Genomic DNA, 14215 nt, shown 5'->3' on the forward strand with positions numbered 1-14215 from the left:
CAGCGCGCCTCGTGTTCTTCGCATCACGATCTACTCTGTCAGTACGTCAATCATGACCACAGGATTTCCCGGCATTTTCTCCGTCAGCGACTATCGTGACGAAGCCAGACGGCGGCTGCCACGAATGGTGTTCGACTATCTGGAAGGCGCGGCGGACGATGAATCGGGACTGAGGCACAACCGTTCGGCGTTCGATAAATTGCAGTTGTTGCCGCGCCGGCTGTCGGATGTCAGCATACGAGAGCAGTCGGTGGAACTTTTAGGCCAGCGGATTCCATCACCGCTGGTGATCGCACCCACGGGCCTGAATAGCGCATTCTGGCCCAAGGGCGACCTCGCACTTGCGCGTGCGGCGGCCAAGGCCGGTATTCCCTTCGCGCTATCGACGGCTTCCAACATGTCCATCGAAGAGGTGGCAAAAGGATCCGACGGAGAACTGTGGTTTCAACTGTATGTGGTTCATCGCAACCTCGCAAAGAGCCTGGTCAATCGTGCCCGTGCGGCTCGCTATTCGACCTTGATCCTCACCACCGATGTGGCGGTCAACGGTTTTCGCCAACGCGATCTTCGCAACGGCTTTGCCATGCCGTTCAAGGCAAGTGCGCGCGCGGCCGTCGATGGACTGTCGCACCCGCGTTGGCTTTGGTCCTATCTGATGCACGGCATGCCGGAGTTGAAAAATTTCGCTACGGACGATGCATCGGACACGGCCTCCCAGGCAGCGATTCTTCGCAGACAGATGGATGCGAGCTTCAGTTGGGACGACCTGCGCCGTTTACGGGACGAATGGCCTGGCAAACTCCTTGTCAAGGGCATCGTGACGGCCGACGATGCCGCGCGGTGCGTCGAGCTCGGCGCGGACGGCGTGATCGTTTCGAACCACGGCGGCCGGCAGCTCGCCGACCTGCCCGCGACAGCCGATGTGCTGCCGGATATTGTCGAGCGCACCTCGGGAACGACTGTCATTCTCGACAGTGGCATACGGACAGGAGCTGACGTCGTCAAGGCGATCGCCTTGGGGGCACATGCCGTGATGCTCGGGCGCGCCACGTTATACGGGTTGGCAGCCAGAGGGGAAATCGGCGTGAGCGACGTCATCGAGATGATCAAACGGGAAACAGACCGGACGCTCGCCCTCATCGGTTGCCGCTCGGTCGGGGAGCTCGATCGCAGCTACATTTCGAAGCGAACGACAATAGCAATTGATGGTTTGTCGTTGCCTTGATGGGTCGATCGGAATCCGTATTAAGTTTCTGCATTGCCGGCGACGCCGGCACGCGACGTCGCCGCGCGGCCGCGCCTGACCCTGCCCGCGGCCGATGCCGATGCCGAATGCTGTCCGAACGTCTACAGGTACCGGCCGAGTGTCTTCAGGATGCCCGTCTCGAAGGTTTCCGTCGGCTTCCATCTCAGCGGAAACAGCTCGAAGCCGGCACGCAGCGCGCGCGCGCCGCGCGTCTGCTGCAGGTAAAGGCTCAGCAGGACGCGCACGCGTGGCTGCGCGGTCGCGTCGTCGAGGTCGCGGAAGCGCTCGAGCGGCATGGCGTCGCGACGGAGGCCTGGGCGGGGCACGCGGCTCAGCCTACGACGAGCAGCGGCGGCAGCGTCGCGACGTCGGGCTGCTCGTCGAGCCGCCACAGGTAATCGAGCGCCGCGCGGATCTGCATCGGCCTCCAGTGCCGCCGGCAGTTCTTCGTAAACTTTGCCTCGTAGTCGTCGCGCCGCATCGGCCGCGTCGGCGAGCCGGGCAGCTCGTCCACCTGCTTCGCGCAGGTCGTGCCGTCTTCGCACACGGCCATCACCCGGTTCGGCGCCTGCGCCGGATAGCGGGCGGTCAGCGCCGGGTCCTCCTGCACCGTGACCCGCTCGATCAGCGCGCGCAGCGCCGGATCGTGCAGCGCGTCGTGCCGGTAGCTCTCGGTCGTGATGTCGCCGTCGAGCATCGCGCGCGCGACGATATACGGCAGGCTGTGATCGGCGGTTTCGTGGGTCGACGGCGCCCATTTTTCGCGGTCGCGGCCGGCCGTCACGTAGCCGACCGCGGTGGTGTGGATCTCGATGCGTCGGATGCGGCGCAGGTCGCCGACCTGCGCGGCGACGTCGAGCGCGGCCGGAATCGCGGTTTGGGTGAGTCCTTGCGCGGGATAGAACTTCACGAAGCACTTGCCGATCCGGAACGCGCCGTCGCGCCCGCCGAATTCGCGCGTGTCGACGGCGAACGGCCCGGACACCTGCGGAAAGAACCCGGCCATGCCTTCGAAGATCGGCGCGGGGCCGGTCAGCCCGGCGCGCGCGAGCTGCGTCGAGAACACCGCGTTGCGCGCCGCGTCCGCATCGGCGAGCGCCTTCCAGTTCGACAGCTGCTGGACGCGCGTCTGGTTCAGCGCGAGATGGCTGTTGATCGACAGGTTGACCGCCTGCACCAGTTGCGGCGCGGGCATGCGCATCAGCTTGCCGGCGGCGAGCGCGACGGCGGGCAGGCTGTAGCACGTGTGGTCCCAGCCGCGCGGGCTGATCGCGGCGGCATCCATCAGCCGGCACGCGATCTCGTACGCGATCGCGATCGACAGGATCAGGTCGCGGCCGCTCGCATGCTGCGCTTCGGCGACGGCGAGGCACGCGGACATGTTGTCGCTCGGATGGCCGGTTTCCTTGCCGGCGTACGCGTCGTTGAAATCGTAGTAGCGCAGCGCGGTGCCGGTCGCGAACGCGGCGAGATCGGGGCTCGTGCGTCGGTTCGTGCCGACGATCGTCGACACGCCGCCCGGCGACGCGAGCGCCGCGTCGCGCGCGATCTGCACCGGGCGTTCGTCGTGCGCGGCGATCGCGCAGCCGAGCGCGTCGATCAGATGCGCCTTGATCGTCTCGATCGTCGCGGCGTCGAGGTCGCGATACTGCAGGCCGGCCGCGTAGTCGGCGAGCTGTTGCGCGAGATCGGGGCGGCCGGCGGCCGTCGGCAGCGAGCCGGCGCGGGCACGGCCAAGTGGTAGCGCGAGCGCGGCGCCGGTCAGCGTGGAAAGGAAGTGGCGGCGGTTCATGGTTTGAAGACTCCGAAGGTTCCTGAAAGGGCGCGAGAGGCGGGCTCAGAACAGCTTGCGCAGGCCGAGCGCCACGCCCGCGCTGCCGGCGCGGTCGGCGGCCAGCGTGTAGTGGAGGAAGTTGTAGTTGTAGTTGTCGAAATCGAGCGCGGCGCGGCGCGCGTAGCCGGCCGCGAGGTACAGCGTGACGGATTTCGACAGCAAGTAGTTCAGCTGCAGCGTGACCTGCTGCGGGTTGGCCGGGTGCGGCGCGCTCGCCTGCGCGTCCGGCGGATTCTGCGCACGGATGTCCTCGTAATAGAACGCGCCGAGCGCCTGCAGGTAAGGGGTGATCATGTAGCGCACGCCGGCCCACCAGAACGTGTAGTTCGTCACGACCGACCGCGTGGCGACGCCGCTCTGTCCGTGCGTGACGCCGGCCAGCAGCTGCGCGCGGTCGACGGACACGATCGCGGCGGCGGCGTAGCGGCGGAAATGCGCGAAGCCGCCAGGCTGCGGCGTGTTGACGTTGTCGAATGCGGCGGCGAACGAGAATGCGGCGCCGGCATAGTCGAAGCCGGCGCCGTAAGCGGCATTCGACTGGAACGCGCCGGGCGTGCCGCCGAACGAATAGTGCGTTTCGAGCGTCAGCGAGCCGAGCTTCGCCAGGTACTTGGCGACGTTGTTCTCGCGGAAGTTGACGCCGACGATCGCGCCGGCCGGCTCGTACAGCGTCGAGTACGCGCCCGTCGGCGAATAGCGCTCCATGACGTCGAACAGCGTCGAATACTGGTGGCCGAGCCGCAGCGTGCCCCAGCGCTCGTGCTGCAGCCCGATCCACGCGGAGCGGTCGAAGCCGCCCGCGCCGGTGCCGGTACCGTTGTTCAGGTTGATGCCGCTTTCGAGCCGGAATGCGGCCTGCCAGCCGCCGCCGAGATCCTCGACGCCCTTCAGGCCCCAGCGCGAGCCGCTCTTGCCGCCCGACGCCATCCGCACGAGCGATGCCGACGACTTGTCGCCGGGCGCGGCCTGGTGGGTGAGGAATTCCGTATAGATGTCGGCCACGCCGTACAGCGTGATCGTGCTTTGCGCGCAGGCGCCGGCCGATACGAGGCCCAGTCCGCACAATGCGGACATTCGCTTGCCCATGGCTTGTCTCCTTCGAGGGTTTGTTGTTTGTTTGATTGCGGCGCCGCGCTGGTCGAGCAGCGCGGTGCTGCTGCGGGCGGCGCTATCCGGGCAGGGCGGCGAACCGGCTGCGTCGCGGCGGGACGCACGCGCGACATGCGCATGTGCCGGGGTGAAGCACGGCGATGCAGGACGGCGCGTGCATCACCGGGGTGCGCCGTCGGCACGCGCCTGCACGGCCGCGTGACGCGCGAGCACGCGCTTCGCGCGGGCGACGCCAGGCGCGTCGACCATCCTGCCGTCGACGCGCAGCGCGCCGCGCCCGTTCGCGCGCGCGTCGTCGTAGGCGGCCAGCACTGCGTTCGCGTCGCGCACCGCGTCTTCGTCGGGCCTGAACGCGCGGTTGAGCGCGCCGACCTGCAGCGGATGGATGCAGGTCGCGCCCGCATAGCCGAGCTCCGCGGACGCGCGCGCGATGCGCTCGAACGCGTCGAGATCGCGCAGCTCGTCGAGGCCGCCGATGAGGCCGAGCGGCAGGACGCCGGCGGCGCGCGCGGCGATGATCAGCAGTTGCTTCGGCACGCGCAGCACGTCGGCGCTCGCGGCGCTTTCGCAGTTCAGCGCGAAGTCGCCGCCGCCCAGCATCATCGCGACGACGCGCGGCGACGCCTGCGCGATCCGGTCCATCGCCTGGAACGCGCGCGGCGTTTCGACGATCGCGACGATCCGCGTGCGGCCCGGCGGCGCGCCGCTTTCCTCTTCGAGCGCGGCCAGCAGTTCGTCGATCGCCTCGACGTGCGAGCCGCCGCGCACCTTCGGCAGCACGACGCCGTCCACGCCGGCCCGGACGGCCGCGCGCACGTCGGGCACCAGCAGGTCGAGCGGGCCGTTGGCGCGCACCAGCACGTCGCGGCCCGGCGCGCGCAGCGCCGGCACGGCATCGGCCAGCCCGTCGCGAGCGGTCTCCTTGCATGCTGGCGGGACGCTGTCCTCGAGATCGAGGATCAGGGCATCGGCGTCGCTCGCGGCGGCCGAAGCGACGAAACGGGGGACGTGGGCGGGGACGTACAGCAGCGAGCGCCAGACCGGTTGAGACGAGAATTCCATCGATGATCCATAAAAATGAAAGTCACTTTCATTTTTGAGGCAGATGATGGCATTCGTCAAGATTATCGTTAACGCCTAGTTTTAAAGGGGATTTTCAGAAATGACGAGCTAGTGAATCTGTGTTGATTCATGTTGCTGTCGTCGATGATCTGCGTATAATGAAAGCAACTTTCATTTTTAGATGCCGGCAGCCGCGCCGCGGTACGACTCTGCCGGCATCGCACGAGGTGGACATGAGCAAGATGGAGACAAGCAATCCCGCAGAGGGCGGCGTGGCCGCGGTCAACCGCGCGCTGACCGCGCTGCTGGCGTTCGGCAACGCGCCCGGCGGGCTGATGCTCGCGCAGGTCAGCGAGGAAACGGGGCTCAACATGAGCACGCTGTTGCGGATGTTCGAGTCGCTCGAGCAGTTCCGCTTCATCAAGCGCCTGCCGGATGGGCGCTACGTGCTGGGGCCCGCCGTGTTCCAGCTCGGGATGATGTATCGCGAGTCGTTTCAGCTGCGCGAGTACGTGATGCCGATCCTGTCGACGCTGTCGGCGGAAACCGGCGAGACGGCCGCGTTCTACGTGCGCGAAGGGGATCAGCGCGTGTGCCTGTTCCGCATCCAGGCGCAGCGCTCGGTGCGCACGCACCTGCGCGAAGGCGACCGCTTTCCGCTCGACGTCGGCGCGGCCGGGCGCGTGCTGCTCGCGTTCAGCGGCACGCGCGGCGGCGACTACGAGAAGACGGCCGAGCAGGGCTACGCGGTGTCGATTGCCGAGCGCGACCCGGAAAGCGCGGCGATCGCGTGCCCGGCGTTCGGCGTCGGACGCGTGCTGAGCGGCGCGATCTCGCTCGGCGTGCCGCGCTATCGCTTCAACAAGAAGGTGCTGGCCGACTACCTGCCGCGCGTGCAGGCAGCCGCCGCCGAGCTGACGCGTGCGCTGGGCGGCGATCTGCCCGCCGCGGGCGCGGCGTTTCGCGCGGCCGACCAACTCGGCGAGCTGCTCGAGTAGCGCCAGCGCGCGCACTTCGAAGTCCGCATCGAACGACACACCCACCAACTAGGAGACAAGCATGTTCGTTCCCGACCCGCAGGCCGCTCACGCGGCCGGCGCGCGCCGTCGCGCGTCCACCGGCCCGATCCATCCGAAACCGTTCGACGCCGGCGCGCGGGGGCCGCTCGCGGGCGTGCGCGTCGTCGATCTGTCGCGCCTGATGGCGGGCAACATGCTGAGCGTGCAGCTCGCCGATTTCGGGGCGGATGTCGTCAAGGTCGAGAGCGAGCGCGGCGATACGCTGCGCGCGGTCGGCGCGGGCGGGATCAGCACGAACTGGAAGGTGTACGGACGCAACAAGCGCAGCGTGTGCGTCGACCTGCGCGCGCCCGAGGGGATCGACATCGTCCGCCGGCTGGTGCGCGACGCGGACGTGTTCGTCGAGAGCTTCAAGCCCGGCGTCGCCGAAAAGATGGGGCTCGGCCCGGACGACCTGCTCGCGATCCGTCCCGAGCTGGTGATCGCGCGGATCTCCGGCTGGGGGCAGACAGGGCCGTACCGCCACAAGCCGGGCTTCGGCACGCTCGCGGAAGGGTATGCGGGGTTCGCGGCGATCAACGGCTTCGCCGATCGCGAGCCGGTGTTGCCGCCGATGTTCCTCGGCGACATGACGGCCGGGCTGTCCGGCGCGATCGCCGTGCTGGTCGCGCTGCATGCGCGTGACGCGCACGGCGCGGCGGGGCAGGTGATCGACGTGTCGCTGTTCGAGCCGCTGCTGTCGATCCTCGGGCCGGCTGCAGCGAACTACGTGATGACCGGCGAGATCAAGGCGCGCACCGGCAGCCGCTCGTCGAACACCGCGCCGCGCAACGCGTATCGCACGCGCGACGGCAAGTGGCTGTGCCTGTCGAGCTCGACGCAGGCGATGGCCGAGCGGCTGTTCCGCGCGATCGGCCGAGCGGACCTGATCGACGATCCGCGCTACGCGACCAACGTGCAGCGCGTGCAGCACGCGGAGGCGCTCGATGCGATCGTCGGCGAATTCATCGCCGTGCGCGATCTCGACGCCAATCTCGCGTTCTTCGAGGAAGCAGGCGTGACGGTCGGGCCGATCCAGGACATCGCGCAGATCGTTCAGGATCACTACGTAATAGAGCGCGAGGCGCTCGTCGAGCTGCCGGACGACGACGTCGGCAGCCTGCCGATGCACAACATCACGCCGCGCCTGTCGGCCACGCCCGGCGCGTTCCGCCGGCCTGCGCCCGCGCTCGGCGAGAACAATCGCGAGATCCTGCTGCCGCTGCTCGGCGAACGCGAATACGAGCGGCTCGCCGGGCTGGGCGTGATCCGCACGCGCTAGGCGCGCCGTGCGAGGCGGCCGCGAACGACGGCCGCCGCACACTGGACATTGCATGGAGGAGACACCATGAAGCCACGCTGGACCCATCGGCCGCCCGGCTCGAACTGGGGGGATTTCGGCCCTGACGATCAGAAAGGGCGCTTGAACTGGCTGACGCCCGACGCGGTGCTGCGCGGCGTCGCGGAGGTGCGCGAAGGCCGCGTGTTCTCGCTGAGCCTGCCGCTCGACGTGCCGCGCGGCGGCGGGCTGAACGCGCGGCGCCGGCCGCCGGCGATCATGCCGGCGCTGCTCGGCGACAGGCCGTACTTCGGCTATCGGGCGGACGAACAGGTTGCCAACGCAACCGATGTGGTTTGCGACGATTCGTTCTGCATGCACTCGCAGTTCTCGACGCAGTGGGATGCACTGTCGCACGTCGGCTCGCTGTTCGATCCGGCGGGCAACGGCGAGCGCGCCCGCGTGTTCTACAACGGCTACCGGATGGACGAGCACATCCGGGTGCCCGAAGCGGGGGCGCCGCGCGGCGGTGCGCGCGCGCTCGGCATCGAGGTGATGGCGCAAACCGGCGTGCAGGGGCGCGGCGTGATGGTCGACCTGCGCCGCCACTTCGGCGACGAGCGGCGCAAGATCGGCTACGCGGAATGGATGTCGGTACTGCGCGCGGACGATGTGGTCGTCGAGCGCGGCGACATCGTATGCGTGCATACGGGCTTCGCCGATCGCCTGATCGAAGCCGACGCGCTCGGCGAGCCCGCCGCGCCGGACGTGTGCTGCGTGCTCGACGGCAACGATCCGCGCCTGCTCGATTGGATCGACGCATCGGGGCTTGCCGCGCTCGCGGCGGACAACCATGCGGTCGAGGAGCGCCCGCGCCATGCGTCGGCGCGCGAGCGGCCCGGCGCGCTGATGCCGCTGCACGAGCTGTGCCTGTTCAAGCTCGGCATTCATCTCGGCGAGCTGTGGCATCTGACGCCGCTCGCCGACTGGCTGCGCGCGCATCGGCGCAACCGCTTCCTGCTGACCGCGCCGCCGCTGCACCTGCGCGGGCTCGTCGGGTCGCCGGTCAATCCGGTCGCCACCGTATGAACGCCGGCGCCGCGCGCACCCGCGCCGGCGCCCTGTCCGCCGCTTCGCGCAGACCGCGCGGGCGAATCACCGAGGAATCGCCATGTCCCATTCCCATGCGGCGTCGATCGCCGCGCGCATCGACCGCCTGCCCGCGACGGCCAGCATCTGGACGCTCGTGATGTTCCTGAGCGTCGGCGGTTTTTTCGAGATCTATGACCTGTTCCAGATGACCTACCTGCCGCCCGGGCTGATCCGCGACGGCATCTTTCACGCGGGCTCGCACGGCGTACTTGGCATGTCGGACCAGGGCGCACTCGGTGCGGCGACGTTCGCCGGGCTGTTTGTCGGCGAGATGTTCGTGTCGCGCCTCGCGGACCGCATCGGACGGCGCGCGCTGTTCACCGGTGCGCTGCTGCTCTACACGGCGGCAAGCCTTGCGATGTGCGTGCAGACGCATGCGCTCGGCATTCTCGTGTGCCGATTCGTCGCGGGCTGCGGCATCGGTGCGGAGCTGATCACGATCGGCGCGTTCCTGACCGAGCTGGTGCCGAAAGCAGTGCGCGGGCGTGCGTTCGCGCTGTGCTTCGCGATCGGCTATCTCGCGATGCCGGTGCTCGCGCTGGTGTCGTGGCTATGGGTGCCGCGCGATCCGCTCGGGGTGTCCGGGTGGCGCTGGGTCGTGCTGCTCGGCGGCAGCGGCGCGGTCGTCGTCTGGTGGCTGCAGTCGCGGCTGCCGGAGTCGCCGCGCTGGCTTGCCAGCACCGGCCGCGAGGCCGACGCCGAAGCCGTGCTGCGGCGGCTCGAGCAGGCGGTCGAGCGGGAATCCGGCCGGCCGCTGCCCGCGGTCCGGATGCCGGCTGTCGCAACGCCGGCCGCGCGGCGCGCGCCGTCGATGTGGGATGCGCGGCATCGTGGCCGCACGGCGATGCTGATCGTATTCAACGCATTCCTGAGCATCGGCTTCTTCGGCTTCAGCCAGTGGCTGCCGACGCTGCTGGCCGCGCAGGGCGCGAGCGTCACGAAGAGCCTCTGGTATGCGTTTGTGATCGCGTTCGCGTATCCGGTGTCGCCGTTCGTTGCCGGCGTGCTCGCCGACCGCGTCGAGCGCAAGTGGCTGATCGTCGCGTCGGCGTTCGGCGTCGCGCTGTTCGGCACCGCGTTCGCGATGTCGGCGCAGGCGCCGTTCGTGATCGCGTTCGGCCTGCTCGTCACGCTGTCCAACACGGTGCTCGCGAGCAACGGCACCGCGTACCAGTCGGAAGTGTTTCCGACCGAGATCCGCGGGCGCGCGCTCGGCTTCGTGCATTCGATCGGCCGCCTGACCGGAATCGCGAGCAGCTTCATCGTCGCGCTGCTGCTCGAGCGCGCCGGGGTGTCCGCAGTGTTCGTGCTGATCGGCGGCAGCATGCTGATCGTGATGGTGTCGATCGGTGTGTTCGGGCCGTACACCAACAACCGGGCGCTGGATGAGATCACCGGCCGCAGCGACGATGGCGCCGAGAGCGCGGCGGCGGTGCGCGGGCTCGCCGCATTGCCGACTCGGCGTGTCGATGGGCGGCATAAAGGAGCCGGGGATGGGGCGGTGTAATGGCACCGGCAGCAACGGGGCAAGGCGCGGATTCGAACGGTTTCAAGACGGCAGACACCGTCGGCGTAGTCGATCGAGCGTCGCCGCGTCGTGACAGGATTGCCCGGTTCAAAAACGCATCGCAAGGCAATGCCACTTATCCCGGGAGCCGGAATTCGCGTCCGTCACGAATCTCCGGCTCAATCTGGATGCACGTGATTCCATGCTCACCGGCGAAACCTGAAGCGGCAGCGCGCCTGCCGGTATTCGTGCCGTGACACCGAGACGCGAATCACGCAGATTCGCCGGATCTGCCCCGATCGTAGAACATCGCGAACAATTCGGATTGCGATCCGACACCCAGCTTCGCGTAAATGTGCTTCTTGTGCGCACGTACGGTCTCGAACGAAATCGACAGCTTTTCCCCGATCGCGCGTGACGAAAATCCGCTCAATGACAGCATCGCGACTTCGATTTCGCGCGTGGTCAACGCGCCGCGCCCGCTCTTTCCGGTCAGCATCCCGAAGCGCGCCTGCGGGTCGGGCGCTTCGCCTTCGGTCACGCGCGGCGCATCCTTGATCGCGAACGTCTCGAAGCGCAAGCGCTGCTGCATCAACGACAGGACCCAGGGCGTGTACAGCGTGAGCAACGCAATCTCGCGATCGTCGTACTTGCTCGTCTTGCCGAGCGAAAAGCCCAATGTGTGATCGCGATCGATCATGACGTTGAAATGCACTTCGTCGCCGACGATGTTTTTCTTGAAGTACCGCTGGTAGTACTCGGTCATCCGGAAATTGTCCGGCGCGACGTCGGCGAGCGTGTAGAAGCCCGACGCCTGCGTTTCGAACGCGGCGAGATAGAACGGATCGAGTTGATAGAGGGCGGCCAGATAGTCCTGAAACATCAGGTCGATCTTGCCGTCGGGCATCGCCTGCTCGGCAAGCACGAGAGGCGGCGCGGCGCGCGCGAAACGCAGCGCGACCCAGTTGTCGAACTCGAGATGCCGCTCGAGCACACGCGTGAGGCGTGCCCAGAAATGCGGGCCATCGAGGGCGTCGATGGCCGAGCCAATCTCCCGATGAAAAGCGAGATCTCGCCATTCGAAGTCCATCGTGTGCTCCGGTGAGGGTAACCCTGGCGGGGAATTTCAGGTCAAAAATAATAACCCGATAATCGGCCTCACTTCGACAGGCAGGGGTAACACGGCCTGTTTCGCTCGACCGCGCGTCGTATCAGAAGGGCAGGGCAGACGACGCGCCGATGAAAGGCTATTGGAAGGAGACGGTTTCATGCAGGTAGAACTCGCGCAACTCTCGCTGATCGACGGCGACGTCGCGCACAACACGCGCAAGGTGATCGACACGATCGGGCGCGTCGACGTGGCAGGCGGCACGAAACTGATCGTGTTCCCCGAGACGACGTTGTCGGGCTTTCCGACCCGGGACAATGTCGCCGAAGTCGCACAGACGCTCGATGGCCCCGGATTATCCGCGGTACGCGACGCGGCACGACAAAAGGGCATCGCTGTCGCCGTGGGCCTCGCCGAGCGCGACGGCAACCGGTTTTACAACACCACGGTACTTGTCGACGAGCAGGGCGACATCGTGCTGCGCTATCGCAAGACGCATCTGTGGGCATCGGATGTCGGTGTCTTCACGCCGGGTGACCGCTTCGCGACGTGCATCTGGAACGGCCTGACGGTCGGCCTGCTGATCTGCTACGACATCGAATTTCCCGAAACGGCGCGAGCCGTCGGCGCGCTCGATGCCGATCTGCTGATCGTCACGAACGGCAACATGGACCCGTTCGGCCCGGTGCATCGCCGCGCGATCGCGGCACGCGCGATGGAAAACCAGATGTTCGCGGTGATGGTGAACCGCTGCGGGGCCGGCGACGACAATCTGACGTTCGCGGGCCTTTCCGCGCTCGTCGATCCGTTCGGCGAGACCGCGATCGAACTGGGCAGGGACGAGGCGGTCGTGCGGGCGAACCTCGATCTCACGCGTCTCGAAGCGAGCCGCGAACACTACAGCTACCTGCACGACACGCGCGTGGCGCTTGATCTCGCGCCGCTCGAACAGTCGGACGGACATCGCGCGTTCATGATCGAAGCGCGTTGTCAGCGCGGCGAATAATCCGGTTTCGCAGTCCATTCACGGCATCGCGCGGGCGTCATGCGTCGCCCGGGCGTGCCCGTTCAATCGAAATGTCGGCCGAAGGCACACAGGCATTCGCATCGGCCCCGAAGGTCCAGGAGATAACATGCAAGCGTCGTCATCCCATGAATCGCCGAGCCTGAAGCGCACGCTCGGCCTGCCGTCCGTGCTGCTGTTCGGCCTCGCCTATATGGCGCCGCTGATCGTCTACGGTACCTACGGCGTGCTCGCCAAGGCCAGCGACGATACGGCCGCGCTCGCCTATCTGCTTGCGCTGATTGCCATCGCGTTCACCGCGCTCAGCTACGGCAAGCTCGCGCGGCTCTATCCGACTGCAGGTTCGGCTTATACGTACACGCGCAAGACGTTCAACCCGCACCTGGGCTTCATGATCGGCTGGGCGACGCTGCTCGACTATTTCTTCCTGCCGATGGTGATCTGGTTGATCGGCGCTGCATATCTGAACGCCGCGTTTCCACATGTGCCGACCTGGATCTGGATCGTCGCGTTCATCGTGTTGACGAGCGGCCTGAACATCGTCGGCATCGAACTGGCTGCGCGCTTCAATATCGTGCTGATGATCGTGCAGCTCGCGATCGTCGTGATGTTCGTGGCGCTGTGCTGGCACTATGCGTCGGCCGCGGCCGGGCCGGGCGGCATCGCGATGGCGGAGCCGTTCTTCAAGCCGCACGTGCCGTTCGGCGCGACGATGGCGGGTGCCGCGATCGCTGCGTATTCGTACCTCGGCTTCGACGCGGTGTCGACGCTGACCGAGGAAACGATCGAGCCGAAAAAGAACATGCCGCGTGCGATCTTGCTGATTGCGCTGATCGGTGGGGCAATCTTCGTGATCGCAGCGTACACGATGCAGCTCGCGCACCCGGGCGTCGAATTCAAGGACACGGATTCAGCCGCGTTCGAGGTCGCGAAGATGATCGGCGGCGATGTGTTCGTCACCGTATTCCTCGCGGGTCTGATCCTCGCTCAATTCGCGTCGGGGATTTCCGCGCAAGCGAGCGTCGGCCGGCTGCTCTATGCGATGGGGCGCGACGAAATCCTGCCGAAACGCGTCTTCGGATTCATTCACCCGCGTTTCAAGACACCGGCGATCAACATCGCGCTGGCGGGCGTGGTCGGCCTGATCGCGCTGAAGCTGGACGTCGCCACGTCGACGTCGTTCATCAACTTCGGCGCGTTCCTTGCCTTTACGGCCGTCAATCTCTGCGTGATTCGCCTGTATCTGTCGGGTAATCACGGCGAGCGCCGGATCGGGGTGTTCGGCGGGCTCGTGTTCCCGGTGATCGGCGCGGTGTCCGATATCTGGCTGCTCGTGAGTCTCGAGAAGGCGGCACTGGTCCTCGGCATCGCGTGGTTCGTGCTCGGGCTGGGATATCTGTGCTGGATTACGCGGCTGTTTCGTCAGGCACCGCCGGAAGTGGCGATTTGATCGAGGTGAGGCGGGCTGCAGTGAGGTTGCTATCGACCGGTGCCCGTCGTCGACGTGCGAAATGGCTTCCTGGCGTTGGAATGAATGCCGGTGCCCAGGCAGGCCCGCCGGGCCGTGCTCACGCAGCCGGGCGACCAGCCGCCGAATCTGCCGCGTCGTCAGGCCCAGCCGTTCGGTCGCACGCCATGACTTCAGCTTGCCGTCCGCCACCTCCTGGATGACCTTGAATCGGTCCAACTCGCGCATCGTCATCGTGATCCGTTCTGTTCCAGCCATCAAAGCCTCCGGCGCTGGATTCCCAGCGGCCGATCAGCTTACGATGGGTCGAAAAGCGGACATTTGAACTTGGCTAGAAGCGGACATTACAACTTTGCTCCCACACCAG

The 14215-nt window shown here is 67.0% G+C and carries 12 protein-coding genes and 1 pseudogene; 7 read left to right on the forward strand and 6 right to left on the reverse strand.

From position 1 onward, the window contains the following. Positions 1-52: 52 nt before the first annotated feature. A complete protein-coding gene (locus tag U4Z64_RS02055; protein ID WP_321819107.1) occupies positions 53-1225 on the forward strand; it encodes an alpha-hydroxy-acid oxidizing protein in 1173 nt (390 codons plus the stop codon). A 122-nt stretch (positions 1226-1347) separates the two neighbouring features. Here U4Z64_RS02055 and U4Z64_RS02060 read toward each other — a convergent pair whose 3' ends face one another. The 4 genes from U4Z64_RS02060 to U4Z64_RS02075 all read right to left on the reverse strand — a co-directional run bounded on the left by U4Z64_RS02060 (position 1348) and on the right by U4Z64_RS02075 (position 5252). Continuing rightward, positions 1348-1542: a hypothetical protein gene (locus tag U4Z64_RS02060; RefSeq protein WP_321819108.1), complete on the reverse strand. Its 195-nt coding sequence runs from the start codon at positions 1540-1542 to the stop codon at positions 1348-1350. A 35-nt stretch (positions 1543-1577) separates the two neighbouring features. After that, on the reverse strand, positions 1578-3038 hold the full coding sequence (locus U4Z64_RS02065; protein WP_321809584.1) for an MmgE/PrpD family protein: 1461 nt from the start codon (positions 3036-3038) through the stop codon (positions 1578-1580). Between the two features lie 45 nt (positions 3039-3083). Beyond that, on the reverse strand, positions 3084-4166 hold the full coding sequence (locus tag U4Z64_RS02070; RefSeq protein WP_321819109.1) for a porin: 1083 nt from the start codon (positions 4164-4166) through the stop codon (positions 3084-3086). A 183-nt stretch (positions 4167-4349) separates the two neighbouring features. After that, positions 4350-5252: a CoA ester lyase gene (locus U4Z64_RS02075; protein ID WP_321819110.1), complete on the reverse strand. Its 903-nt coding sequence runs from the start codon at positions 5250-5252 to the stop codon at positions 4350-4352. Between the two features lie 233 nt (positions 5253-5485). Here U4Z64_RS02075 and U4Z64_RS02080 point away from each other — a divergent pair, with 233 nt between their 5' ends. The 4 genes from U4Z64_RS02080 to U4Z64_RS02095 all read left to right on the forward strand — a co-directional run bounded on the left by U4Z64_RS02080 (position 5486) and on the right by U4Z64_RS02095 (position 10248). After that, the gene (locus tag U4Z64_RS02080; protein ID WP_044844555.1) at positions 5486-6250 is read left to right on the forward strand and encodes an IclR family transcriptional regulator; all 765 of its coding nucleotides are present in this window, start codon (positions 5486-5488) and stop codon (positions 6248-6250) included. Positions 6251-6311: 61 nt separating this feature from the next. Continuing rightward, positions 6312-7592 (forward strand): CaiB/BaiF CoA transferase family protein, encoded by a 1281-nt coding sequence (locus tag U4Z64_RS02085; RefSeq protein WP_044844554.1) that lies wholly within the window; start codon positions 6312-6314, stop codon positions 7590-7592. A 66-nt stretch (positions 7593-7658) separates the two neighbouring features. Then, positions 7659-8678 (forward strand): cyclase family protein, encoded by a 1020-nt coding sequence (locus tag U4Z64_RS02090; RefSeq protein WP_321819111.1) that lies wholly within the window; start codon positions 7659-7661, stop codon positions 8676-8678. Positions 8679-8760: 82 nt separating this feature from the next. Further along, positions 8761-10248, forward strand: a complete 1488-nt coding sequence (locus U4Z64_RS02095; RefSeq protein ID WP_321819112.1) for an MFS transporter — start codon at positions 8761-8763, stop codon at positions 10246-10248. 271 nt (positions 10249-10519) lie between these two features. Here U4Z64_RS02095 and U4Z64_RS02100 read toward each other — a convergent pair whose 3' ends face one another. Continuing rightward, positions 10520-11338, reverse strand: a complete 819-nt coding sequence (locus U4Z64_RS02100; protein ID WP_321809590.1) for a helix-turn-helix transcriptional regulator — start codon at positions 11336-11338, stop codon at positions 10520-10522. Positions 11339-11516: 178 nt separating this feature from the next. Between U4Z64_RS02100 and U4Z64_RS02105 the strand changes: the two genes are divergently transcribed. Next, positions 11517-12362: a carbon-nitrogen hydrolase family protein gene (locus tag U4Z64_RS02105; RefSeq protein ID WP_321819113.1), complete on the forward strand. Its 846-nt coding sequence runs from the start codon at positions 11517-11519 to the stop codon at positions 12360-12362. Between the two features lie 127 nt (positions 12363-12489). Then, the gene (locus U4Z64_RS02110; RefSeq protein ID WP_321819114.1) at positions 12490-13830 is read left to right on the forward strand and encodes an APC family permease; all 1341 of its coding nucleotides are present in this window, start codon (positions 12490-12492) and stop codon (positions 13828-13830) included. Positions 13831-13911: 81 nt separating this feature from the next. On the opposite strand, the pseudogene U4Z64_RS02115 reads toward U4Z64_RS02110, so the two are convergent. Beyond that, positions 13912-14106 (reverse strand): annotated as a pseudogene (locus U4Z64_RS02115) (helix-turn-helix domain-containing protein); the annotation flags it as partial. Positions 14107-14215: the final 109 nt, after the last annotated feature.

Origin of the sequence: Burkholderia sp. BCC1996 (assembly GCF_905339955.1) — a bacterium.
GTDB lineage: Bacteria > Pseudomonadota > Gammaproteobacteria > Burkholderiales > Burkholderiaceae > Burkholderia.